Source organism: Sphingomonas sp. CFBP 13728, assembly GCF_014841895.1.
Taxonomy (GTDB): Bacteria; Pseudomonadota; Alphaproteobacteria; order Sphingomonadales; family Sphingomonadaceae; genus Sphingomonas.
This window is the reverse complement of the sequence record NZ_JACYUS010000004.1, coordinates 19,968-43,289: the sequence shown is the minus strand read 5'-3', so window position 1 is coordinate 43,289 and position 23,322 is coordinate 19,968. Positions and strand designations below refer to the sequence as shown.

The following is a 23,322-nucleotide window of genomic DNA, read 5'->3' as shown; positions in this document are numbered from 1 at the left end:
GACACAAGGCGGCAGCCACCATTCTGCCTCAAAATGATGTCCATCTACGACCTGCCTATTAGCGATCGCATCAGCGGCGATCGGTAGGGTCGAGGAGCGTTCATGCGAAATAGCGGCAAAGCGGCAATAATCTCGATCCTTACTCCCTTATTCGCCTTTTCGTCTTCCGGATTGGCTCAGGATAGGGCGCGAGCTACTGATGAAAACAGTGCGAGACCCGCGGTTGGCCGGTCTTCCGATTGGCGCACTCCGCTTATCGGACGTCTTGCGAACGGCGTGCGGTTTGCGATCCTGCCCCGAAAAGGCAACGATCCTGGCGTCGGCCTGCTCATGCGAAATGAAGGCGGGTTCATTGCCGAGCACCGCGCCGGAGAGCGGGGATTGGCACATCTTATCGAGCATATCGCGTTCCACAGCCCCACCACCGCTGCCCCGGACGATCTTGACCACCTGAAGCGTATTGGTTTGCCGCTGACCTTCCCGGCAGCAAATGCGGGTTCTACGTCGTGGCGAGAAACAAATTACTACCTTTCAACCAAAACAACGGCTTCGAGTGATCTTGACGCACTGCTGACCCTGCTCAAGGACGCCGCATCGGGCATGAACCTACGCACGGATGCCGTTGATACCTCCCGCGGCGAAGTCGTTCGGGAGATGGCAGACAAGAAGCTCGGTAACCAGATTTACGCCAGTTACATCGGGCAGGTCGCGCCTGGCTCGCCCAACGACGTGATAGATGCGCAGAATTCGGATGATGTGCCCATCGCCAGCATCACCACCATTCGTGGGTTGTACCGGCGCCTGTACCGGCCTGCGAATATGATGATCGTCATCGTCGGAAATGTGAAGGTGGATGAAGTTCGGTCATTGATCGAAAGGCGTTTTGGAGACTGGAAGCCCATCGGCCCGCCCTCTCGTAAAACGCCATTCCCGGTATTCCAGCCTAACCGCATCCATCCGATCAGCTTTTCTGCTCTTCCAGAGGGGCGTCGGACCGCGTTCATGACGGTCGTTATGCCGACACCTAGACCGCCTTCGTCCCGCGCTATTCAGGCGCGGGCGGAAATTATGGACTTGCTTGTAACGCGCGCGATCAACGATCGGCTCGCGGCTCTGCAGCCTAGTAGCTCACCGGGTAAGGTAGGTATATTCATCGAGAATGGCGAGCAAGGTCACCGTCAGATCATGCTCTGGGACAACTTTGTCGAGGACCGGTGGAAACCGGCGGTTGCAGGTTTGCGGAATTCCGCGTGCGACCTAGCCACCAAAGGATTCACAACGAAGGAATGGGCGGCAGCCAAGCAGAACCTGGTCGTCGATCTGGAGCATCAAGTAGCGGAGATGCCAATGGCCGCGAACGTAGAGATAGCCAAAGACCTGTCCCACGCGCTTGCCGATGGTCGCCACCTGATCCCGCCTGATGAACTCCTCCGTTACGCTCGAACGATGCTGCCTCAAATAGACGGACGCTCGGGAGGCGAATGGTGGCGTCAACAATGGAGCAGCGGTACGGGACACCTACGGGTAGAGGCTCCGGAGCTGGCCCGGATAGAAAATACTTTATCTGCAATTCGGAGTGCAGCAAACGGGCCATCCACAATCCCTACCTGCAAGTATCTATAGATAGGCAAATACGAACCTCAGGTTTGTTGAAAGACTCAGACTTTTTATCTACTCTACGAACATAAAACGTGGTTGATGTTTTCATTCGAATAGTTAGTGCAGTTGCATGGATGGTGTTCCTATCAGGCATAAGCTGCATTGTTAGGACGGCATCACGCCTCCCATTTTCTGATAAGTCAGTTTCAACGATTGTGTCGGGCCGCGGCCGTGTAATCTGCGCACGCGCGCCAGAATTGTCGCCGTCAATCTTAACCGATTGACGTGCCCCCCGCCTTTCATCCAGCGGCAACCAGAGACCGACCGTTGTTGTCGCGCAGGAGCGCGGGTGAAGCAACGGTCGGGTGTAAACCCCACCGTTGCTTTTCGAGTTCGGCGGCAAAGTCGGCCGGTGTGGCGTAGCCGAGCGACGAGTGTGGCCGCTCGGTGTTGTAGTCCTCGACCCAGCGGGCGAGGATCGCCCGCGCCTGGCGGACCGTGAAAAACAGCGTCTCGTTGAGCAGTTCGTCGCGCATGCGACCGTTAAAGCTTTCGACGAACCCGTTCTGCGTCGGTTTGCCCGGAGCGATATAGTGCCACTCGACGCCGGCATCGCCCGACCACGCCAGCACCGCGTTTGAGGTCAGCTCGGTGCCATTGTCGCTGACGATCATCTTGGGCGCGCCACGCTCGGCGATCAGGTCGCCCAGCTCGCGCACCACCCGCTTGCCCGAGATCGACGTGTCGAGCACCGCCCGCAAACACTCGCGTGTCACGTCGTCGACGATGTTGAGGATACGGAACCGCCGCCCCGTGGCCATCTGATCATGAACAAAGTCCAGGCTCCAGCGCTGGTTGGGTAGCGCCAGCACCGGCGCAGGTGCCCGCGCGCCGACGGCGCGCTTTCGTCCCTTCCGGCGACGGACTGTCAGGCCTTCCTCGCGGTAAAGCCGCTGGGTCTTCTTGCGGTTGATCGTGATGCCCTCCCGCCGAAGCAGGATGTGCAACCGCCGATAACCGAACCGTCGGCGCTGCTGCGCCAGCTCGCGCAGACGCGACCGAAGGTCGCCATCGTCTGCCCGGCTCGAGCGATACCGCATGCTCGTGCGATCCGCCCCGACGACAGCACACGCCCGCCGCTCGCTCATCCCCAGCGTCGTCTGGAGATGCGCGACCGCTTCCCGCTTCGCAGCAGGCGTCACCATTTTTTTGACAGCAGGTCCTTCAGACCTGCGTTGTCGAGCATCGTGTCCGCCAACAGCCGCTTGAGCCGGCCGTTCTCCTCCTCAAGCGCCCGCAGCCGCTTCGCATCGGACACCTCCAGGCCGCCAAACTTAGCCTTCCAGGCGTAGTAGGTCGCGCTCGACATCCCGTGCCGTCGGCACAGATCCGCCACAACCGCGCCCGCTTCGGCCTCCTTCAGGATGCCGATGATCTGCTCTTCCGAAAACTGCTTCCGCTTCATCTGTCCGTCCCTTTCCGAGGTCGGACTCTAGCTTCAACTGGAGGAAAAAACGGGGGTCACGTCACCTGACCCTAACGTGTTCAGGCAGACTCTAGACCCTCATAATGAGGTGTCCGATTTCTCTGCTACCGACCCTGTTTGAACGGGTTTTGTGTACCGAAGCCGATGCTCACTCAGGGTATACCCGGATTGATGCGGAGCGTAATGACCTCCCGCCCTTTTTGTCGGTGACGGAAAAATCTCTGGATTTTGGTTTCCGTACACTCGGACAAAGCGATAGGGTTTTTCGCCTGTGCCACACATAGATTCGGGCGCCCCCGGTCGCCGGATCTGATGGCTGACGACAATCATGTGGTTTCGAACAGGTGGGGTGATGATCAAGAACGTCGATCGATGGGGAGCGAAACCGTCGCCCTTCCGACCATTCATCATGCAACCAGCTACGTATTTAGCTTATATCTTAGCACTTACTCCCAATCTAAGTCGACGATCGGCCGGTATTGGAGAGCCGTAAGCACCACGAGCCTGTGTCAAGTTTTCTCCTGCCACATGGATCGACACCCTTGGTGTTAGCATCCGGGCAATTTTAGCGTCGACCGTAATGGCTGCCGGTACGCGTATCATCGCCAATTCTGTCGACGGAAGAAAACTGCTTTGGCGACTGGCGCTTGTGAGATGCGCCAATGTGGTCGCTGACCATCCACCTGCGGCATAATCGAGGCTCAGATTGGCCCGATGCTGCGGTGTGGCCGCCTTAGGAAAGAGAGCATAGAAGGTGGTATTACGGTTGGCCGGGATGTTCTCATCCACCCGGGTCACATTGTAGTTAAATGACCAACCGAAGTTGGTCGCGATCTTACCGGACGCTGACAGTTCAACGCCGTAGCTTTCAAAATTTCCCACGTTGGCAAACCGAGTGACGGCGATCGGTTCCGGTGTCAGCACTACCGTTACATCAACAGACCCCCCTGGCGAGGCGATCAACTTGTCGGTCCGGGTATAAAAGAGGGATGCATCAAACCTTAGGCCTGACGCCAAGCTATGCGAATAGCTCGTCTCTGCACTCCAGACGGTGACTGGAGCAAGACGGGGATCGCCAGTTAGATATACCGGGATCGGAACTTCAGGAGCCGGAACGGTCACGCGTAGGCCAAAGCCGATCAGCGATGGCAACTGCAGGCCACGTCCGCCGTTAACCCGGAACCGGCCATTTTCGCTGACCTGGATGGTTGCAGCGGCGTTGAAGCTGACCGGCGTAATCGTGCGGTTATAGGCTGAGGCAGGATCAATCTGAGGTGCTGCCGGCGCCCCCCCCTGACCCAACCAAAGATGATCGAGCCGCAAAGCGCCCGTCAGCGAGAGGCGGGCAAGCGGACGAATGTCGATCATTCCGCTGACCGCTGCAACCTGATAACCAATGCGATGTGAAAACAGACTGTCGGAGCCGAGCTGGTTGTTGCGGTATTCGGTACCAATTCGAAGGGTGTCTGCCGCGCTTATTCTAACGAGCGCCGACGCGGACATCACGGTGATGCGGTTGCTCGTACGAAGATCGGCAACGCTGCTGTAGGGGTCAGAAATGGGCGTGGTAATCCCATAGTCCGCCTGCAACCAATTAGTGTAGACGCGGCCAGAGAGATTGCCCCAGTTGGTGTCGTGGTTCACCTGTAGTCCGGCGGTCTGATTGCGGAACCGTTGCTCGGTCAGAATCTGGCTCGGCAAGAATTCCAGTTGCCGGTTGCCGGTCAGCCCACCATTAAGTTCGATGGAGGTTGAGGCGCCAGCCTGAATTGCCAGCGTCGCGCTCACCTGATCGGCATAGATGCCCAATGTACGTGGCGGCTGGTAAAGTGCGCCTGGGATCGCGCGCTCGTCTTCCTTTTGATGTCCGCCAGTTACCTTCAAGCCGATAGTTGGGCTAACAGGTATGGTGAACGATCCGCCAATGCGGGCATAACTATAGGTACCAAGTTCTGCAGTTGCACCAAGATGCGGATCTGAACCAGCGTTAGTGGTGATGATGTTGACGACACCACTGGCGGCATTGAAGCCAAACAGCGCAGTAGCAGGACCTCGGACCAACTCGATCTGCTGGATGTCATTGAGCTGCACACCAAGTAGGTTCCAGTTTGTCATGCCGTAATGATCAAGATAGACCTGTCGCCCGTCGACTAGAACAAGTAGCCTGGCGTTATAGGTCTGGACACCGCCGCGAACGGCAACGTCACTCTGGCCCGCGGTCCAGCGATTGACATCAATTCCGGCATAAGCCTTCAAGAGATCCGGTACACTGCGGGCTGGTGACCGCTCGATCTCGTCATGCGTAATAATAGTAATTGAGGCGGGAGCTTCAGACGCTCGCTGAGGCTTGCCAGTCACGCTGGTCGTAATCGGCTCACCGAAGGCGTCACCCAACGCAGCATAGTCGACGATCTGTGCATCGAGCCCGGTGGGTACAATCGCACCGATTGCGGTGGCGACCACAAGGGTAAGAAGGCGCCCCATGATCAGATTTCCTTGACGAGCATGAGGAAAGCGGACCCAAACCTGATACCGCTTCGACGCGCCGCAGCCTTATTCACGATGATCTGTGTTTTGCTCGCTCCGCTGATGCCCACAATGCATTTTCCCGCCACGACGCAGCCAGCGTCGGCGGTGATTGTCAAAATAGATTGCGCGCTGGCAGCTGCGGCCACTTCGTCCTGGTGCGCGCGTAGACCCGTGGTAACGAACGCAGCCTTCGTGCCAGTCAGCTGGCCTAGGTTACTCACTGCCACCCGCCGCGTGCGGAGCGTCGCACGGCCCAGCGTGAAGCCACCAGTCAACATGCGCTCCATGTCAGACGCCTCCGCCTCCGAGGCAGCGTTGCCGGGCTGATAAACAATGCCGACCGGTACCAGTCCGACAGGCGATGGTTGAACGAATGATATGATACGGGCGGCAACGGGGACGTTGAGAACAGCCGACGGGGCCGTCGCCGCTGGCCAAATCATGCTAGTGACGAGGACTGGCCCCGCGAGGAAAGATAGATGTTTCACACGTATCCCGATCGTTTGTCCCGCCGGATAGCAACGGGATGTGTGCCAGTGGTTAATACCCGCCGGGAATGTGGCGGCGGATCGAATGAACCGTTCTGGCCTGTGGCTATGTCTTTTCGAAACCTATGGACGGCACCTGTTTTTGCTCAGGCGGCCACCTGACAGGCTGTGCTGAACAATCGGACAGTTTCAGTGAATGATGCCGGTTTGCCGAATAAGTAACCCTGCCCCTGGGTACATCCCTTTAGTGAGAGCATCGCTGCTACCGCCGCGTCCTCGATACCCTCGGCCGTAACCTTCATGCCGAAGCTGAGCGCCAGCGAGATGATCGCATCGACAATCTTCTCGCTCTCGACGCTGTCAGTGAGCGATGTGACGAAACTTTGGTCGATTTTGATCTTGTCGAACCGGAGGCGTCGCAGGTTGGATAGGCTGGAATACCCAGTACCGAAATCATCCAGTGCCACGGATATCCCGCTTTGGCGGAAGGTTGCCAGCACACGTTCGGCCGCGACGATGTCATCCATCACCGCATCCTCGGTAATCTCGATCTCAAAACGCGATGGCGAGACGCCTTCAGCGAGGATGATGGCGATCAGTGCCTCGGCCAGTCCCGGTTCTTCGAACTGGGTCGGCGAAATGTTCAAGGCCAAACGCAAGTGAGCGGGGATCTGGCGCGCATCAATACACGCCTGTCGCAGGATCGAATTGGTCATCGCCGTTATCTGGCCAGTGCTATCGGCAAGTCTGATAAAGGCGTCAGGCGCTAGTAGCCCGAGACGAGGATGATGCCAGCGCGCCAGAATCTCAAAGCCGCATAGCCCCCCATCTGAGAAACGGACGATTGGCTGATAGAACGGCTTTACTTCGCTGCGGCCAATACCATCGCGCAATTCCTGCTCCATGCGTCGGCGCTCGAACCGCTCGGCTTCCATTGAAGGGGAAAATAGGCAGACGCCGCCCTTGCTGCCCCGCTTGGCTTCATACATCGCGATGTCTGCGGCATGCAGTAGCTCGCTCCCAGCGACCCCATCATTCGGGAAGCGGGAGACCCCGATGCTGGCACCGACCGTAATCGTGTTACTGCGCCAGGCGAGCGGTTGATGAAGCACGTGACTAGCTTGGTAGGCCAACGCCATGGCATCGCCTGTGCTCCCTTCGTCTGGCACGATTATAGCAAACTCGTCCCCGCCCAGGCGCGCAATAGTGGCATAATCCCCACAGACGCTATGCAGTCGGTGTGCAACCGTCATGAGCACCGTGTCGCCGGCAGCGTGTCCATGCATGTCATTGGCATCTTTGAAGCCATCGAGATCAAGCAGCACCACTGATAATCCTCTGCCAGCGGTCATGGCAGCGTCAATGGCAATCTCAAGCGCGTTACCGAACTCTCGTCGGTTAACGAGACCTGTCAGCGCGTCAGTGCGTGCGAGCTTCAGCGCCTCCTGCTCGGCGATACCGCGGCGCGTGATCTCCGCTGTCAGTTGGACACCACGTTCGGCTGCCAATGCGAGCCAAGCATAGGATAGGCCGGCGACGATCAGCACCGCAGCCGTAACTAATGCGACAAGCCATCGCGTCCGCCACGCAGCATCCTCGGCATGACGGTGCGCATCGGCAATGCCGGAGGCTGCGATTGCCTTGACCTCGGCCAGCACACGGTCTGCATTGGCACGAAACGGGCGCAGCATGGCAACGCTAGTGGAGAAGTCGACTTCCAGCATCGACGACACCACTCCAACCGCTTCATCATATTTGCCGAGCTCTGCAACGACCCGGGTAGCACGAGTGATGTCCCGAGGGTCGAGCGCCTCCCGCTGCCTGGCCAGATCGGCGCTGATCTGACTGATCCTATGGCGGATATTGATCAGGCGTCGGGTGCTGTCAGCGGCGCGGCCGTTAGCCGACGCATCAACCAGCAGGCGGTACAGGTTGCCATCTTCGTGGTCGAAGCGCGCGGCAAGCTCGCTCAATGAGACTGCCGTCTGCATGTCATGGTCAACGATGAGGCTGTTGGCATGTTGAACGTAGATGAGCGTGCCAAGGCAAAGTGTCACTGCCAGCACGAGCAATATGATCACGGCCTTGGGGCCAGCTATATACTGCGGTAGCCGCGACTTTCGTTCGATCTCGGAAACAGCGTTAAGGCTGGTCAACCCATCATCTGGTTGAACAAGGTCAGCAAAGCATTGAGCGCGAGCTTCTGAACATGCAAATTGCGGCCCCGGACCTATCTCGTTTTGCGCGAGACGCGAGGCACGGCGACCGATGCGAAAGGCGGCGCCTCGGATGGTTCGTCGTTCCAGCATGTTCAGCGCCTATGCCGCTGACAAGGCTAACAAATCCTTTTGCGATCAAAAAAGATTTGCAATCCGCCCAAGCTTGATACCTCACGCGCAGGATCGGCGGTATGTCATCCCGAATCTACCGAGGAAACTATCAGCGCGAGCTAATCCCGCCGTCGCAAAAATGGCCGCATACCAGAGTGCCTCGTGAGCAACCATTCCGGTCATACAAAGCCGGGCCGGCGTGGCCAGTAGTGAAGCCGGACCAACCGGTCCGCCACGATCGAGATGCAAAGCGGAGAAGTACGTTACTGTGCCACTAAACGTCCGATGCGGCGCGTTGCTAGCAGGCCCGACATCAAGTGGGCGGTGAGTAGGATCTGCATATCGAACCATTTGTGATCACCGCATTTTCCGGTCCTTCCATGCACCAATCTTAAATATGTGGCCTCGGGTAAACTAAGATTGCCAGTAACCAATCAAATACCTAGATGCGCCTCCAGAAATGGAGCCCTGCTATGTCTGACACTACCCTCGATCTGAACCCCGTTGAGCTCGCCACGGAATTGACCATCGCGTGGTTAGCAAACCCCAACACGCGTACCAATGCTGACGACGTTCCGGCCTTCCTGAACAAAATGTACGAAACTGTTTCGGTACTGGTCGGCGGAAACGCTACGGCTGCTGAACCCGAGGCACCTGCTCAAGAATACACCCCGGCCGTGACGGCGCGTAAGTCGCTTGCCAGCCCCGATCACATCATCAGCATGATCGATGGCAAGCCGTACAAGACGCTGCGCCGCCACCTTGCGACTAACGGCATGACGCCAATGGAGTATCGTGAGCGTTATGGCCTGAAGGCTGATTACCCCATGGTCGCTCCGACCTATTCGGAAGCACGTCGCACGATGGCGAAAAGCATTGGCCTGGGTCGCAAGCCCGGTCAAACCAATGCAGCCAAGGCAGACGCCAAGCCCACCCCGGCTCCGCGCAAGCGCAAGACCGAAGAAACGGCAGCCGAATAAGCCATGGCATAGCTTCCCGGAAAACGGGAGCCGAGCCCCTGTGGAAATGCAGTCTACGTCCCTGGAGGCGCGTCCTCAGGGCCTCCAGGGTCATCAGACGGCGATCATGGCCACTAAAGGGCACGATGCGCAGGTAGCGGGTCTTCAAGGGCCCGGCTCGCTGCCACCAGCCGGAAAATGCCTGTAAAAGGTTGCGACCGAGACGCCGATCGCCTCGGCTACGTCCCGGGGACGATCGCCCGCAGCGAGCAGCTTCATAGCCGTGGCCCTCTTTGGCGTCAGGACCGACTTGCGCCCCCTGCCCGGCCCGTTCTTGCGACGGGCCGCCAGTAGCCCGGCCATTGTGCGTTCGCGGATCAGCTCACGCTCCATTTCTGCGATCGACGCCAGAATGTGAAAGAGCAACCTGCCGGTCGGCGTCGCTGTGTCGATCCCGTCGGTTAGGGACCGTAACTCGATACCGCGGGTAGCAAGGTCAGCTGCCAGTTCGACAAGGCCCTTCATCGAACGGCCAAGGCGGTCGAGCTTCCAGACGACGAGCGTGTCTCCCCGGCGAGCGACGTTCAACGCTTCTGACAAACCCGGACGGTCGGTTTTCGCGCCACTCGCCTTGTCACTGCAGATCCGTTCGCATCCCGCAGCGGTCAGAGCGTCCGTTTGCAACGTCAAATTCTGGTCAGATGTCGAGACCCGGGCATATCCGATGAGCATCAGCGGGGAATCCGCCATGTTAGGGCGCCTGCCTCGGAATGCGGCGAAGCGATCTGCGCTCTCACGCAGCGCGTCGCCGTCGGGGCCGTCGAAGGCGGGCGGTGGTACGCGAAGGTTTAGCCGGCCAAGGCCGTCTAGGACTTGAACATAACCCAGCCCGGTACGGTCCTTCGTTTCCTTGGCCGAACGGTGTCCTGAGGCATAGGCGCGCAGTGCGTCGTCGATCGTCATGGTTCGACCCTTCTCAGCTAGTCAACAAAGTTGGCGTTCAATGAGAATGAACAATGAGAACATATTTTGAGAAAGTGGAATTCCAGGCCGGCTATCATCTGTGCTCGCCGAGGATTATTCATTGGTGAGATCGCTAGGCACGTTGCCGCCAGCGGGATAATCGATGTCGTAAATTTGGAGATCACGCCATGCCTGGTGCGCTGCTCGCGCTGCTCAGTGTCCCTGCCCCTCCGGTACCGTTCGCCACACAGCGGACGGAGGTCGTTGCGTTCACCGCCAGCGATGTCACCTGTTCAGGCGAGCCGATAGTAGCCGCTAACATCGTTCGGCCTTTCACAGCCGTTGCAACGCGTTACGGTCCCGCCGTTACCGAAAGCCCCTCACCCACATATCGGTTCTCCTTCGTAATCGATGCGCAGGGGCGCGCCCGCACGATCCGCCGTGATAGGACGGAATCGCCGGGTTGGTATGTCGACACGAGCGATCTTGCCCCTGCGCTGGCGGCTTCGAGCTTTCCAACCGGAATGCCGCAGGCAAAATGCAGCGTGTCCTTCAAGGTATCGGTCACGCCGATCGAGAAGGCGTCGATGCCGGATTTGTACGAACTGGCGAGCCGTCCGGACTCCATAGGATTCGCGCCTGCCCTGTTTGAACGAGTTCGCCCCGCAGACTCAAACTGCCCCCGCGAGCCAGGCCAGTACCGGCGTCTTAACCTGCCGGCCTTCGAAAAACTGTCGCAACCGGCGCGCCGACCATCTTGGGTGTTTCTGGCATTCGACGTGAACGCCGCAGGTAAGCCTGGCAACGTCCAGACATTGGGTACGTCCGGCGATACAGGGCTCGAGCGAGCCGGCCGAGAAGCTTTGCTGGCCAACCGCTATGAGCCGGGAGCGGGTTTTCACGGATGCACCTATCACTTCTACCATAACGGAAGCGCCAACCTGGCGGCCCCCGTACCGGTGCCAGACACGCCCCTGGATACTGGAGACCAGCCCGGTTGTATCGTGGATCCCAAATCGATCCCGGGTCTTCTCGACGGAAGCGCCTACCCCAGAGCGTTCTGGCGCCGCGGAATCGAAGGGGCGGCCGTAATTGGCTATGATACGGCGCCATGGGGAGCGGTAGGGAACGTAAGGGTTCTAGGTTCTGAACCGGACGAGGCGTTCGGCGATACCGCGCGCAATGCGCTTTCCAATGCGCGGGTAGTAGAAAGCGATTCAGGCCGTCGAGGCTGTGTTCAGCGGGTCAAGTTCAAGCTTCCGCCGAAGAGCACCCGGTAACGAGCACTGCCTGGCTGGCAATCCCGATCGGGAACGCCATAGGCTTCTCAATTGGCGTTCCCTTTTGAGAAAGTTGGTCCGTCGCAAGGCGCTACGCGGAAGGAGCAAGTGCTTCGATGATCCGACAGTCGGCGACGGTGTTGCGGCTACAGGAATCTATCAGCGCGTCGAGTTCACCAGCGAGCGCAGTAAGGTCTGCGATTTTGCGCCTGATCGCGTCGCGGTGTTGGTTGGCAACGACATCGACAGCGATGCACGACTGATCGCGGTGATCGGCAAGCCCCATCAACTCGCGCACCTGGTCGATTGAAAAGCCAAGATCGCGCGCACGCCGAATGAAGGACAGGCGGCGCAGATGCGCGCCCTCATAGGTCCGGTAATTGCCTGCCGATCGCGCAGGCGCTGGCAGCAAGCCAATCTGCTCATAGTAGCGGATCGTCTCGACCTTTGTGCCGGTCGCACTAGCCAGTTTTCCGATCGTCAGTTTCTCAGACACAGCGCTTGACCCTCTAGCGACTAGAGGGTGCATATAGGCTGTCAGATCGATTCTATCGAGGTGGCGAACATGGCCTGCACAAGCTGCGCGTCCGACAAGGCGGGCACTCTCAACGACCCCAAGTGGCGCCGGGCGCTATGGATTGCGCTCGCCATCAATGGTGGCATGTTCGTTATCGAGATTGTTGCCGGCATCACGGGTGGATCGAAGGCGCTCCAAGCCGACGCGCTCGACTTTTTCGGCGATACTGCGAACTACGCAATTAGTCTTGGCGTTGCCGGGATGGCGATAGCCTGGCGCGCACGCGCGGCCATGTTGAAGGGGGCGACGCTCGCTTTGCTAGGCGTCTATGTCCTGTTCGCGGCCGGATGGGGAGCGCTCTACGACGCAACGCCCCATGCCGAAATTATGGGCGTAGTCGGCATCGCCGCGTTGATCGCGAACCTTGTCGTTGCGGTCATGCTGTACCGCTTTCGAAGCGGTGATGCGAATATGCGGTCGGTGTGGATTTGTTCGCGCAACGACGCGATCGGCAACATCGCCGTCGTGCTAGCCGCAGGCGGGGTGTTCGGTCTCAACAGCGCGTGGCCTGATCTTGCCGTCGCCGCCTTGATGGCTGTGTTGGGAATATCGGGCGGTGTTCAGATCATGCGGCAGGCACGCGCCGAAATGCGTAGCGAGCCCTCACCCGCCCCCGCTACTTACCAGCAGTCGTTACATGGCAGTCGGTAAGCTGCTAAGGCGCGGGCCGATGCACCGCCTTTCCGCTCTGTTCCTCAGTTTCATGCTCGTGCTTATGCTCGGGCTTGGATCAGTCGCGCATGCGACAGAAGGCGTGACGTGCGTTGATACCACAGCGGTCAGTTCCCTCGATCATTGCGACGGCGACGCTGACCAAGTGCCGGCAGACGCCGACAAGGCGTATCCTCACCATCATGGCGGTTGCCACGGCCATCATGTGGGCGTGCCGATCGCGTCCGATTCAACCGGACCAGCCGGCAGCGTTCGTATGACGGCATCGGTGTGGCGCAATGCGCCCAAGGCCCCGGTAGCGTCGGACCCAGCCCTACGTCCTCCCCAAGCCTGATCGACGCCTAATCTCGCCGGGAAAGCCCGTGCGGATGCCCAAGGTTCGTCAGGAGTCCGTTACCCATGCACCGTTTTATTGCGGCCTTATTGGCCGTGGCGTCATGCGCGTCGATTGCGCAGGCGCAGTCAGCCGATCCAACATCGACCAGTCCCCCGCTCACCCTTGAGCAGGCGCTTTCACTTGCCGGAGCGACTGCCCCTAGCTTGGAGGCCGCCACAGCGGGCGTCCGGGCAGCAGAAGCAGGCCGCACGATTGCTGGCTACCGGCCGAACCCGTCAATCGTCGCAGAGACCGAGAACATTGCCGGCAGCGGTCAATATCGCGGCCTTCGCAGTGCGGAGACAACGGCAGGATTGGCACTACCGATCGAGCTGGGTGGCAAACGATCGGCACGGATTGCCGTCGCGGATGCAATCGGTAATCGAGCGCGGATAGGCACGGCGTTGGCCGAGGCTGATCTACGGCTTGCCGTCACGCAGCTCTACATCGAGGCGACCGCAGCGGAACGCCGTCTTGTAACCGCGCGCGAGCAGGCCGGCATCGCCCGCGAGGCATCGCGCGCAGCCGGCGTCCGCGTTCAGGCGGGGCGAGCATCACCGCTCGAACAGCAGCGCGCTGATGTATTGCGGATCAACGCGGAGACGGCTGTGGAGCGCTCGGAGCGGCTTGCCGAGGTCGCTCGGAGCAATCTTGCCCGAAGGATCGGACAACCTCTCACAGGACCGTTGGACTTGGCGTGGTTCGGCCGTGTCGAGGGCTTTGGTCCAGCGCGGCCGATTGAGACTGCCGGGACGCTGGCATTGGCGGCGACGCGCGCGGACGTGACAACGGCAGAGGCACAGGTGCGGCTTGCCAGGTCGCAGCGCATTCCCGACGTGACACTCAGTGCCAGCGCACGCCGGCTTGAGGCTACGAACGACGTGGCAGCAGTGTTCGGGCTGTCGATCCCGTTTCCGCTGTTCAACAATGGCAAGGCGGCAGTGGCGCAGGCGCGGGCGCAATCCGATCAGGCGCAGGCGCTACGTCGCGCGGCCGAGCTGGATACCGCGCAGGATATCGCAAGCGCACAGGCGAACGTCGCGAATGCCGCGACGACCGCTCGCAACGCCAGCGGGCCGGCATTGGCATCGGCAAGCGAAGCCGCTCGGATTGCCCGGATCGGCTACCGGGAGGGCAAGTTCGGTCAGCTCGATTTGCTCGATGCCGAACGCACCCTGTCCGAAACACGAACCGCCGCGATCGATGCGCTCGCCACCTATCACGACGCCAAGGCACGCCTCGAACGGCTCGTTGCCGCAGCGCCCTCGCCCGAGGAAACCAATCAATGACGAAGACCATCATGCGGGCGCTCGCGCCTGTGACCCTGGCTATCCTCCTTGCCGGATGCGGCGGGGGTGGCAACAGCGAGGCCGGTGAGAAAGCCGGAGCCGAGAAGGCGGAAGGTGCCGAGGCCGGCGAAGCCAAGGAGGGCCCAAAGGATATTGTTACCCTGTCCGCCCAGCAGATCGCGGATGCCGGGATAGAGGTTACGCGTCCTACAGTAGGCGGCGTGGCCGGAGCGATCGAGCTATCGGCAACGATCGAGGGCGATCCTCAGGGTGTGCAGGTTGTGTCCACCTCCGTAGGCGGTCGGCTCGTTTCTCTCACCCGCAATCTCGGGCAGTCAGTCAGCCGGGGCGACCCGCTGGCTATCATCGAAAGCCGGGAAGCGGCATCACTGAAAGCGGAGGTAGAGGCTGCGCGCGCGCGTTCCGCACTCGCCCAATCGAACCTTCGCCGCGAACAGCGCCTGTTCGCCGAACGCGTTTCGCCGGAGCAGGATCTGGTCGCGGCGCGAACGGCCGCAACGGAGGCCAGCATTGCCCTTCGCCTGGCGCAGCAGCAGTTGTCAGCGACGGGCAGCGGAGGCGGCGCGCTCAACCGCATCGCGGTCCGCTCGCCGATCGCCGGCCAAGTGATCGCGCGATCGGCGACCCTCGGGCAGGCAGTCGCGGCCGATGCAGAGCTGTTCCGTGTCGCCAACCTGTCGAAGGTCACTGTCACCACATCACTCGTTCCCACGGATGCCGGTCGGGTGAAACCCGGTGTGCGTGTCGAAGTAACGGCACCGGGGCGGCGTCAGGAGGGGCGCGTCACTTTCGTGTCCCCCATTCTGGACGAGACGACCCGATTGGTGCCGGTGATCGCCACCCTCGACAACGCCGGCAGCACATGGCGCGTCGGCGAAACGGTCAACGTATCGATCCTCGTTCCTGCGACCGGGGATCGGACCGTCGCTGTGCCATCGGCCGCAGTTCAGATGATCGAGGACAAGTCGTTTGTTTTTGTCCGGACCGCGACAGGTTTCCGGGCAATCCCTGTGACGCTTGGCCGCACCAATGGCGGACAGGTCACGGTCACGGCCGGCCTTACCGGCTCGGAGCGCATCGCTTCCACCAACAGCTTCACGCTCAAGGCCGAACTCGGCAAGGGTGCGGGCGGGGATGAGGACTGAGCCATGATCGGTCGCATCGTCACCCTCTCCGTCGAGAAGCGCTGGCCCGTCCTGCTTCTCACCATCGCGGCTGCATTGCTCGGGATTGGCGCGCTGCGTCAGCTTCCGATCGACGCCGTACCCGACATCACCAACAACCAGGTGCAGATCAATGTCGTTGCTCCTGCCCTGTCTCCCGATCAGATCGAGAAGCAGGTTGCGTTCACCGTCGAAACCGCGCTCGCGGGCATTCCCGGCCTTGAATATACCCGCTCGCTAAGCCGCAATGGCTTTGCCCAGATCACAGCAGTTTTCGGTGAAAAGACCGATATCTACTTTGCGCGGGCGCAGGTCGCGGAACGCCTGCGAACCGCAGAGGAAGACCTTCCGGAAGGCGTGAATCCCGAGATGGGGCCGATCGCCACGGGCCTTGGCGATATCTTCATGTGGACGGTCGAATATCGCGAGCTGGATCAGGTCCATCACCGCAACGGCGAACCCGGCCTGCAACGCGATGCCAGCTATATCACCCCCGAGGGGGATCACCTTGTCAGCGACGCCGACAAGGCGACCTACCTGCGCACGGTGCAGGATTGGATCGTCACGCCGCAGCTGAAAAGCACGGCCGGGCTTGCTGGTGTCGACTCCCTTGGTGGCTACACCAAGGAATATCTCGTCGTTCCGGACATACAGCGCATGGCGGCAATGCGGCTGACGCTTCAGGATCTCACCACCGCTCTTCAGCGCAGCAATACCAGCGCGGGTGCTGGCGTGGTCAACCGCAACGGCGAAGGGTTGGCGGTTCGATCAGATGGGCGTGTCCGCAACGCCGACGAGCTGGCTCGAACCGTCGTTGCCACTCGCGAGAGCGTTCCGATCCTGCTCAACCAGATCGCGACCGTTCGTACCGGGCAGGCGCTACGCATGGGATCAGCGTCGGAAAACGGCCATGAGGTTGTCGTCGGCACGGCGGTTATGCGGATCGGGGAGAATAGCCGCACGGTATCGACTGGCGTTGCCGAACGGCTGACACAGATCGGCCGCTCGTTGCCGGTCGATGTCGTTGTGAAGCCGGTCATGAACCGGACCGAGCTGGTGAACTCCACGATTTCGACGGTTGCCCGCAACCTTGCCGAAGGTGCGGTGCTGGTGATCGTCGTTCTGTTTGCGCTGCTTGGCAATTTCCGCGCGGCGCTGATCGCTGCCTGCGTCATTCCGATCACGATGCTGCTGACCAGCATCGGCATGTTGAAGGCGGGCGTTTCGGCCAATCTTATGAGCCTTGGCGCGCTCGACTTTGGTCTGATCGTGGATGGCGCGGTCATTATCGTGGAGAACGCATTACGGCGTTTGGGCGAGGCGCAGCATGGTCGCGATGACGTGCTGACGATCGAGCAACGTCTCGGGATTGTCGCGGCATCGGCGCGCGAGATGATCCGCCCATCGGTGTACGGGCAGGCTATTATCATCTTGGTCTATGCGCCGTTGCTCACCTTCACGGGTGTCGAAGGCAAGATGTTCGAGCCGATGGCGCTCACCGTCATCATTGCTTTGGTGTTCGCCTTCATCCTGTCGCTGACCTTCATACCGGCAGCGATTGCGATCTGGCTCAGCAAGCGGGTCGAGGAGAAGGAAAGCCGCGTCGTCACGTTCCTCCGGCAGCGCTATGAGCCGGGACTTGATGCGGCGATGCGCCGGCCCACCCTTACCATCGGCGTCGCGATCGGTGCGCTGGCGCTTGCCGGGGCAGCCTTCACGACATTGGGGCAAGAGTTCTTGCCGCAGCTCGATGAGGGCAACATTCTCGTGCAGGCAGTTCGCATCCCCGGCACATCGGTCGATCAGAGCCAGGCAATGCAATTCCAGGTGGAAAAGGCGCTCGCCAAGGCACCTGAGGTCCGTTTCGCCTTCTCGCGCACCGGGACGTCCGAAATCGCATCGGACCCAATGCCGCCTAACGCGACCGACACCTTCGTCATCCTGAAGCCGAAGAAGGAGTGGCCCGATCCCGGTTTATCGAAGGAAGAGCTGGTGGAGCGGCTGGAAAAGCGCCTCTCCACTTTGCCGGGCAACGCCTATGAGATCACTCAGCCGATCCAGATGCGGTTCAACGAGCTGATTGCGGGCGTGCGCGGCGATATCGCGATCAAGGTCTTTGGCGACGACTTTGGTGAGATGAACGCGACCGCAGATCGGATCGCCGGCATCCTTCGAAAGACGCGGGGTGCAGCAGACGTGCGGGTTGAACAAACCGAAGGTTTGCCGATGCTCGATATCCGGCCGAACCGCACTGCCATGTCCCGCGTCGGGGTGACGGCGGGTGACGTGCAAGACACGGTTGCAGCAGCCATTGGCGGCCGACAGGCTGGCGTGATTTTTGAAGGCGATCGTCGCTTCCCTGTCGTGATCCGGATGGCCGAAAGCTCACGATCCGATCTGACGGCGGTTGCTCAGGTCCCGGTGCCGACCGGCAGTGGCGGCTTCGTACCGCTATCGACTGTGGCGGATATCGCCGTGGTCGATGGTCCCAACCAGATCAGTCGCGAGAACGGCAAGCGGCGTGTCGTGGTGCAGGCCAACGTGCGCGATCGGGACGTGGCCGGTGTCGTGGCTGATGCCCGGTCAGCCATCGACGCTCAGGTGAAATTGCCGCCCGGCACGTATCTCGAATGGGGCGGTCAGTTCGAGAACCTGGCATCCGCCCGTGATCGGCTCAGCGTTGTCGTGCCGATCTGCTTCGTGGTCATCATGTTCCTGCTCTACGGCGCGCTTGGCTCCGTCAGGGATGCGTTGATCGTGTTTACCGGCGTTCCGCTGGCGCTGGTCGGAGGCATCCTTGCGCTGGTGCTAAGAGGCATGCCGTTTTCCATTTCAGCGGCAGTCGGCTTCATCGCGCTATCGGGTGTCGCGGTCCTCAACGGGCTGGTCATGGTGTCGTCCATCCATGATCTGATGCGGCAAGGCATGGATCGTGCGGTAGCGGCGCATCAAGGCGCTCTGGCGCGCCTCCGGCCGGTTGCGATGACGGCGCTCGTTGCGTCGCTTGGCTTCGTGCCGATGGCACTTGGTCATGGTGCTGGAGCAGAGGTGCAAAAGCCGCTGGCGACCGTCGTCATTGGTGGCCTGATATCCGCAACTCTGCTCACCTTGTTCGTGCTGCCGACCCTCTATGCTCGTTTCGGACGGTGCGAGCTGCCAGCCCCATCAGGGGGACACATCGAACTGCCGCCTTCGGCTCATGACAGCGTGAGGGCCTAAGCTATGCAGGCCGTTGCCTTCACGCTCATTCCCGTCGTTGCCGTACTGATCGGCTCGCTATTCGCGGTATCGAGACGGCCAAGCGATGCCTTCGTAAGCGCTATGCAACACTTGGCGGCAGGCGTCGTGTTCGCCGCAGCGGCAGCCGAGATCCTGCCCCAGGTGATGCACGAAGGTTCACCGATCGCGACATTCACAGGCGGCGCGCTTGGTATCCTTGTGATGCTGTCGCTCAAAGCCCTTGAGGGTCGCGCCAGTGGACCGATCGCTATGTTGGGCGCGTTCGCAGTCGATATTCTGATCGACGGGCTTGTTCTCGGGTTGGCGTTCGTCGCTGGCGGGAAGGCTGGCGTGTTGCTGACGATCGCGTTGACGCTGGAGGTGCTGTTTCTCGGACTGACCGTGACGACCGAGTTGGGCGAGACGATCAAGTCCAAGGCGCGGATCATCGCGATTACGATGGGGATCGCGTTGTTGCTGCCGATCGGTGCGGCGATAGCGACGCCCGTTGCGACGTTTCCGCCCGTCGTCATCGCCGGGTTTCTCAGTTTCGGTCTGATGGCGCTGCTCTATCTCGTGACGGAAGAGCTGTTGGTCGAAGCGCACGAGAAACCAGACACCCCGCTTATCAGTGCGATGTTTTCCATCGGGTTTTTGGGATTGCTCCTGATTGAGGAGTTTTTGGGCTGACCGCTCGACGTGGAACGTCTTGGACCGATGATGATGACGCCGAGCTTCGTCGGCGTATCGGGGCCAAGCAGACTCTGGCGGTAATCGCGCGCGAGATGGGACGAACGATGGATGCGGTTCGGGGAAGAGCCTCAACCCTGAGGGTAACTCTTCGCTCGTCGCAGCGACCGTGGCGGGACGGCGTGCCGCGCCGAGTAGACGTAGACTAGAAAAATAGGGGCGGTTGCCCGCCCCTATCCAGCTTTTAGCCGTGCTTCATGCCGCCCTTGGCATGATCGCAGCAGTCAGCAGCCTTGGCTTTTGCGCCATCCTTGCAGCAGTCCGCACCGTCCTTGCAGCACGCCATGTCGGCACAGCAATTGGCGACAGCGGCGAATGCGCCAGTCGACAGGGTGAGGGCGAAGGCAGCGCTGATGAGCTTGAACTTGGTCATGATATTCTCCGAAATTTACGTGTGATCGTGTTCGACGTCACACGGTTTGCGGAGGGGGTGTGGCCGGAGCGTATGCCATGCCTAAAAGGCCCGTCTGTGGAGCCGGCCAAGGCGATAGACGGGAGGAAGGAACCAGCTCGATATGCTCGACGGTTTCGCCGGCAACCGCAACGCACGGTATGGCGCAGGCCGACGCAGGCGCCTTTTTGACGGGAGCGCCTGCTGATATGCTGGCGCAGTCCATCATCGCGGACGCAGCCGGAGGCGCGGCCATCGCCATCGTCTCGCAGAGCGGGCCAAGCCGGACCAGCAACATTACCGCCAGGACGAAAAACGCCATGGAATGCAATATCTTGGGGAGTGGGCGAGCCCGGCGTTTCATTGGATGCATCTAGAAGCCCACTCAGTGATGCACAATGTCGCAGGAGCCGTTTGCCACACTAAGCGGACTTTACTCGCCTTTCCGGTACGCCGGTGAGGTTGCGATGCTCGAAAGGTCCGTGGCGCTATCGATCGGCACGCCTGCTTCCTTTCGCTCGGAATAGCGATCGACGAGCTGCGTGTTGTGCGGGCGTAGCAAGACCGTGAAGCGCACCAGTTCCTCCATCACATCCACGATCCGATCGTAATAGCTGGACGGCTTCATCCGGCCGGCGTCGTCAAACTCGTTGAACGCCTTGGCGACGCTCGACTGGTTGGGGATCGTCACCATTCGCATCCAACGGCCGAGGACGCGCAGGGTGTTCACGCTGTTAAACGACTGCGATCCGGCCGACACCTGCATGACGGCGAGCGTGCGGCCTTGCGTTGGGCGCATTCCGCCCATCGACAGCGGTAGGTGATCGACTTGCAGTTTCATGATGCTGGTAATCTGGCCGTGTCGTTCAGGGCTGCACCACACATGCCCCTCTGACCACATCGACAGTTCGCGTAGCTCGTGGACGGCCGGGTGGTCGTCCCCCGTCACCTGATCGGGTAGCGGCAGGGTCGAAGGATCGAAGATACGCGTTTCGCAGCCAAAGAATTGCAGCAGGCGAGCAGCTTCCTCGATGCACAGCCGCGAGAAGGACCGCTCCCGCAGGGAGCCGTAGAGCAACAGGATGCGTGGAGGTGGATCGCCAGCACCGAGCCCAAGGGCAGGACGATCGAGCGCATAGCGCTGATCGAGCGCGGGCAGATTATCAGGATCGGAGAGAGTGCGGAGCGGCATCAGGCGGTCCTTGGGCCAAGCAGAATGATACAGGTGCCGATCAGGCAGAGTGCGGCCCCACCCGCGTCCCAGCGATCGGGCCTTACCCCTTCGACAGCCCATAGCCAGATCAACGATGCGCAGATGTAGACGCCGCCATAGGCAGCATAGGCCCGCCCCGCTGCATCGCTATCCACGCGTGTCAGCAGCCAAGCGAACAGCATAAGTGAGATCACGCCCGGAACCAGCCACAGGGGAGATTTGCCCAGCCGCAACCATGCCCAAAAGGCAAAGCAGCCTGCTATTTCCGCGAGCGACGCGGCCAAATATACGAGTGCTGTCATACCATGCTGATCCTGATCGCAAGTGCCGCGAGTGTCACCAGCAGCACCGGGATCGTTAGTGTCGCACCAACCTTGAAGTAATAGCCCCAGCCAATCCGAATGCCCTTTTGCCCCAGGACGTGCAGCCAGAGCAGCGTCGCGAGCGAGCCGATCGGCGTGATCTTCGGTCCGAGGTCGCACCCGATTACGTTGGCGTAGATCATCGCTTCCTTGATCGCGCCCGTGGCGTGCGTCGCGTCGATCGACAGCGCGCCCACCAGCACGGTCGGCATGTTGTTCATCACCGACGAGAGCAGCGCGGCGATGATCCCGGTCCCGAACGCTGCACCCCACACACCGCCTTGCGCGGTACGATCGAGCAGGCTGGCAAGGTGGTCAGTCAGGCCCGCATTGCGGAGGCCATAGACGACCAGGTACATGCCGAGCGAGAAGATCACGACCTGCCACGGCGCGCCGGCCAGCACCTTGCGGGTCTGGATGACATGGCCGCGCGCGGCGATGACGAGCAGGAGGACCGCGCCGGCAGCGGCAACGGCGCTGACCGGCACGCCGAGGGGTTCGAGCAGGAAGAAGCCTGCGAGCAGCAGAGCGAGGACGACCCACCCCGCCTTGAATGTGGCAGGATCGCGGATCGCGTCAGCAGGCGCGCGAAGCTGTGCCACGTCATAGCTGGCGGGTATGTCACGCCGGAAAAACAGCAGCAGTGAGACCAGCGTCGCGGCGATCGACGCCAGATCGACCGGCACCATTACCGAGGCATAATCGGCAAAGCCGATCCGAAAGAAGTCGGCCGACACGATGTTGACGAGGTTGGAAACGATCAGCGGCAGACTGGCGGTATCGGCGATGAACCCCGCGGCCATTACGAATGCCAGCGTGGCCTTGTCCTTGTATCCCAGGGCGCGCAGCATCGCGATGACGATCGGCGTCAGGATCAGCGCCGCGCCATCATTGGCGAACAGCGCCGATACCGCCGCGCCAAGCAGGACGATCAGCACGAACAGCCGTCGGCCATGCCCCCGGCCCCAGCGCGCTACGTGGAGCGCGGCCCATTCGAAGAACCCGGCTTCATCGAGCAACAGGCTGACGATGATGATCGCGACGAACGTCGCGGTCGCGTTCCAGACGATGCCCCACACCACAGGCACGTCGGAGAGCGAGACGACACCAACGAGGAGCGCGATGGCCGCGCCGCCTAGCGCGCTCCAGCCGATGCCGAGGCCTTTGGGTTGCCAGATGACGAGCGTGATCGTGGCGACGAAGATAGCGAGCGCGAGCAGCATCAGGCGATGCGCTGACCCGAAGCGTCTACGACCTGTTCGCCGTCTTCCTTGGCAAACGCCTCCTGTTGCGGCCCGGGCAGCAGATCAAGGACCGCCTCAGAAGGTCGGCACAGCTTCACGCCGAGTGGCGAGACGACCAGTGGCCGGTTGATGAGGACCGGATGCGCCATCATCGCGTCCACCAGCACCGCGTCTGGAAGCGTGGTGTCACCAAGGCCCAACTCAGCGTAAGGCGTCCCCTTCTCGCGCAGCAGATCGCGGGGCGTGATCCCGGCGCGATCGATCAGCTCGACCAGCAACGCGCGCGAGGGAGGTGTCTTTAGATATTCGACCACATGCGGCTCGATGCCGGCATTGCGGATCATCGCCAGCGTGTTGCGCGACGTGCCGCACTCGGGGTTGTGATAGATCACGATATCGACGGCCATGGGG

Annotated in this window: 19 protein-coding genes; 8 read left to right on the top strand and 11 right to left on the bottom strand. The window is 60.8% G+C overall.

Annotation, left to right across the window (positions count from 1 at the left end; genetic code table 11):
- Nucleotides 1-102 precede the first annotated feature (102 nt).
- Nucleotides 103-1,623, top strand: coding sequence for a M16 family metallopeptidase (locus tag IFT67_RS16150; RefSeq protein ID WP_192239213.1), 1,521 nt, complete (start codon nucleotides 103-105; stop codon nucleotides 1,621-1,623).
- Nucleotides 1,624-1,898: 275 nt separating this feature from the next.
- On the opposite strand, the gene IFT67_RS16145 is transcribed toward IFT67_RS16150, so the two are convergent.
- The 4 genes from IFT67_RS16145 to IFT67_RS16130 all read right to left on the bottom strand — a co-directional run bounded on the left by IFT67_RS16145 (nucleotide 1,899) and on the right by IFT67_RS16130 (nucleotide 8,411).
- A protein-coding gene (locus IFT67_RS16145; protein ID WP_192239212.1) for an IS3 family transposase occupies nucleotides 1,899-3,064 on the bottom strand; the annotation gives its coding sequence in 2 pieces (ribosomal slippage) (nucleotides 1,899-2,803 and nucleotides 2,803-3,064; 1,167 coding nt in all).
- 453 nt (nucleotides 3,065-3,517) lie between these two features.
- Complete coding sequence (locus IFT67_RS16140) at nucleotides 3,518-5,569, bottom strand: TonB-dependent receptor plug domain-containing protein (protein WP_192239211.1); 2,052 nt, start codon at nucleotides 5,567-5,569, stop codon at nucleotides 3,518-3,520.
- Between the two features lie 2 nt (nucleotides 5,570-5,571).
- Nucleotides 5,572-5,901, bottom strand: a complete 330-nt coding sequence (locus IFT67_RS16135) for a YfiR family protein (protein ID WP_162236997.1) — start codon at nucleotides 5,899-5,901, stop codon at nucleotides 5,572-5,574.
- Between the two features lie 347 nt (nucleotides 5,902-6,248).
- Nucleotides 6,249-8,411, bottom strand: coding sequence for a putative bifunctional diguanylate cyclase/phosphodiesterase (locus IFT67_RS16130; RefSeq protein WP_107956067.1), 2,163 nt, complete (start codon nucleotides 8,409-8,411; stop codon nucleotides 6,249-6,251).
- Nucleotides 8,412-8,905: 494 nt separating this feature from the next.
- Between IFT67_RS16130 and IFT67_RS16125 the strand changes: the two genes are divergently transcribed.
- Nucleotides 8,906-9,412: a Ros/MucR family transcriptional regulator gene (locus IFT67_RS16125; protein WP_192239210.1), complete on the top strand. Its 507-nt coding sequence runs from the start codon at nucleotides 8,906-8,908 to the stop codon at nucleotides 9,410-9,412.
- Nucleotides 9,413-9,556: 144 nt separating this feature from the next.
- Here the strand turns inward: IFT67_RS16125 and IFT67_RS16120 are convergent, their stop codons facing one another.
- Complete coding sequence (locus IFT67_RS16120) at nucleotides 9,557-10,123, bottom strand: recombinase family protein (RefSeq protein ID WP_107956072.1); 567 nt, start codon at nucleotides 10,121-10,123, stop codon at nucleotides 9,557-9,559.
- A 419-nt stretch (nucleotides 10,124-10,542) separates the two neighbouring features.
- On the opposite strand from IFT67_RS16120, the gene IFT67_RS16115 reads away from it, so the two are divergent.
- Nucleotides 10,543-11,634, top strand: a complete 1,092-nt coding sequence (locus IFT67_RS16115) for a TonB family protein (RefSeq protein ID WP_107956066.1) — start codon at nucleotides 10,543-10,545, stop codon at nucleotides 11,632-11,634.
- Nucleotides 11,635-11,725: 91 nt separating this feature from the next.
- On the opposite strand, the gene IFT67_RS16110 is transcribed toward IFT67_RS16115, so the two are convergent.
- Nucleotides 11,726-12,130, bottom strand: coding sequence for a MerR family transcriptional regulator (locus IFT67_RS16110; protein ID WP_342450636.1), 405 nt, complete (start codon nucleotides 12,128-12,130; stop codon nucleotides 11,726-11,728).
- A 69-nt stretch (nucleotides 12,131-12,199) separates the two neighbouring features.
- Here IFT67_RS16110 and IFT67_RS16105 point away from each other — a divergent pair, with 69 nt between their 5' ends.
- From IFT67_RS16105 to IFT67_RS16085, 5 genes are all read left to right on the top strand, one after another.
- A complete protein-coding gene (locus IFT67_RS16105; protein WP_192239208.1) occupies nucleotides 12,200-12,862 on the top strand; it encodes a cation efflux transmembrane domain-containing protein in 663 nt (220 codons plus the stop codon).
- 420 nt (nucleotides 12,863-13,282) lie between these two features.
- Nucleotides 13,283-14,548: a TolC family protein gene (locus IFT67_RS16100; RefSeq protein WP_192239207.1), complete on the top strand. Its 1,266-nt coding sequence runs from the start codon at nucleotides 13,283-13,285 to the stop codon at nucleotides 14,546-14,548.
- A complete protein-coding gene (locus tag IFT67_RS16095; RefSeq protein WP_192239206.1) occupies nucleotides 14,545-15,714 on the top strand; it encodes an efflux RND transporter periplasmic adaptor subunit in 1,170 nt (389 codons plus the stop codon). The genes IFT67_RS16100 and IFT67_RS16095 overlap by 4 nt, the downstream gene beginning before the upstream one ends.
- Before the next feature lie 3 nt (nucleotides 15,715-15,717).
- Nucleotides 15,718-18,951 (top strand): efflux RND transporter permease subunit, encoded by a 3,234-nt coding sequence (locus tag IFT67_RS16090; RefSeq protein WP_192239205.1) that lies wholly within the window; start codon nucleotides 15,718-15,720, stop codon nucleotides 18,949-18,951.
- A 3-nt stretch (nucleotides 18,952-18,954) separates the two neighbouring features.
- Nucleotides 18,955-19,641 carry a ZIP family metal transporter gene (locus IFT67_RS16085; RefSeq protein WP_192239204.1) on the top strand — a complete coding sequence of 229 codons (687 nt, stop codon included), beginning with the start codon at nucleotides 18,955-18,957 and terminating at the stop codon, nucleotides 19,639-19,641.
- 244 nt (nucleotides 19,642-19,885) lie between these two features.
- Here IFT67_RS16085 and IFT67_RS16080 read toward each other — a convergent pair whose 3' ends face one another.
- From IFT67_RS16080 to arsC, 5 genes are all read right to left on the bottom strand, one after another.
- On the bottom strand, nucleotides 19,886-20,074 hold the full coding sequence (locus IFT67_RS16080) for a hypothetical protein (protein WP_041394287.1): 189 nt from the start codon (nucleotides 20,072-20,074) through the stop codon (nucleotides 19,886-19,888).
- A 451-nt stretch (nucleotides 20,075-20,525) separates the two neighbouring features.
- Nucleotides 20,526-21,284: an arsenical resistance protein ArsH gene (gene arsH / locus IFT67_RS16075; protein WP_192239203.1), complete on the bottom strand. Its 759-nt coding sequence runs from the start codon at nucleotides 21,282-21,284 to the stop codon at nucleotides 20,526-20,528.
- Nucleotides 21,284-21,607, bottom strand: coding sequence for a YnfA family protein (locus tag IFT67_RS16070; protein ID WP_192239202.1), 324 nt, complete (start codon nucleotides 21,605-21,607; stop codon nucleotides 21,284-21,286). Before IFT67_RS16070 ends, arsH begins: the two co-directional genes overlap by 1 nt.
- Nucleotides 21,604-22,890 carry an arsenic transporter gene (gene arsB / locus IFT67_RS16065; protein WP_192239201.1) on the bottom strand — a complete coding sequence of 429 codons (1,287 nt, stop codon included), beginning with the start codon at nucleotides 22,888-22,890 and terminating at the stop codon, nucleotides 21,604-21,606. The genes IFT67_RS16070 and arsB overlap by 4 nt, the downstream gene beginning before the upstream one ends.
- Nucleotides 22,890-23,318, bottom strand: coding sequence for an arsenate reductase (glutaredoxin) (arsC, locus tag IFT67_RS16060; RefSeq protein WP_192239200.1), 429 nt, complete (start codon nucleotides 23,316-23,318; stop codon nucleotides 22,890-22,892). The genes arsB and arsC overlap by 1 nt, the downstream gene beginning before the upstream one ends.
- Between the last annotated feature and the right edge of the window lie 4 nt (nucleotides 23,319-23,322).

What these genes read in the sequence shown, in the direction of transcription:
- IFT67_RS16150 (WP_192239213.1), top strand. Translation starts at nt 103, where the DNA reads ATGCGAAATAGCGGCAAAGCGGCAATAATCTCGATCCTTACTCCCTTA.
- IFT67_RS16140 (WP_192239211.1), bottom strand. Translation starts at nt 5,569, where the DNA reads ATGGGGCGCCTTCTTACCCTTGTGGTCGCCACCGCAATCGGTGCGATT.
- IFT67_RS16135 (WP_162236997.1), bottom strand. Translation starts at nt 5,901, where the DNA reads ATGGAGCGCATGTTGACTGGTGGCTTCACGCTGGGCCGTGCGACGCTC.
- IFT67_RS16130 (WP_107956067.1), bottom strand. Translation starts at nt 8,411, where the DNA reads ATGCTGGAACGACGAACCATCCGAGGCGCCGCCTTTCGCATCGGTCGC.
- IFT67_RS16125 (WP_192239210.1), top strand. Translation starts at nt 8,906, where the DNA reads ATGTCTGACACTACCCTCGATCTGAACCCCGTTGAGCTCGCCACGGAA.
- IFT67_RS16120 (WP_107956072.1), bottom strand. Translation starts at nt 10,123, where the DNA reads ATGCTCATCGGATATGCCCGGGTCTCGACATCTGACCAGAATTTGACG.
- IFT67_RS16115 (WP_107956066.1), top strand. Translation starts at nt 10,543, where the DNA reads ATGCCTGGTGCGCTGCTCGCGCTGCTCAGTGTCCCTGCCCCTCCGGTA.
- IFT67_RS16105 (WP_192239208.1), top strand. Translation starts at nt 12,200, where the DNA reads ATGGCCTGCACAAGCTGCGCGTCCGACAAGGCGGGCACTCTCAACGAC.
- IFT67_RS16100 (WP_192239207.1), top strand. Translation starts at nt 13,283, where the DNA reads ATGCACCGTTTTATTGCGGCCTTATTGGCCGTGGCGTCATGCGCGTCG.
- IFT67_RS16095 (WP_192239206.1), top strand. Translation starts at nt 14,545, where the DNA reads ATGACGAAGACCATCATGCGGGCGCTCGCGCCTGTGACCCTGGCTATC.
- IFT67_RS16090 (WP_192239205.1), top strand. Translation starts at nt 15,718, where the DNA reads ATGATCGGTCGCATCGTCACCCTCTCCGTCGAGAAGCGCTGGCCCGTC.
- IFT67_RS16085 (WP_192239204.1), top strand. Translation starts at nt 18,955, where the DNA reads ATGCAGGCCGTTGCCTTCACGCTCATTCCCGTCGTTGCCGTACTGATC.
- IFT67_RS16080 (WP_041394287.1), bottom strand. Translation starts at nt 20,074, where the DNA reads ATGACCAAGTTCAAGCTCATCAGCGCTGCCTTCGCCCTCACCCTGTCG.
- arsH (WP_192239203.1), bottom strand. Translation starts at nt 21,284, where the DNA reads ATGCCGCTCCGCACTCTCTCCGATCCTGATAATCTGCCCGCGCTCGAT.
- IFT67_RS16070 (WP_192239202.1), bottom strand. Translation starts at nt 21,607, where the DNA reads ATGACAGCACTCGTATATTTGGCCGCGTCGCTCGCGGAAATAGCAGGC.
- arsB (WP_192239201.1), bottom strand. Translation starts at nt 22,890, where the DNA reads ATGCTGCTCGCGCTCGCTATCTTCGTCGCCACGATCACGCTCGTCATC.
- arsC (WP_192239200.1), bottom strand. Translation starts at nt 23,318, where the DNA reads ATGGCCGTCGATATCGTGATCTATCACAACCCCGAGTGCGGCACGTCG.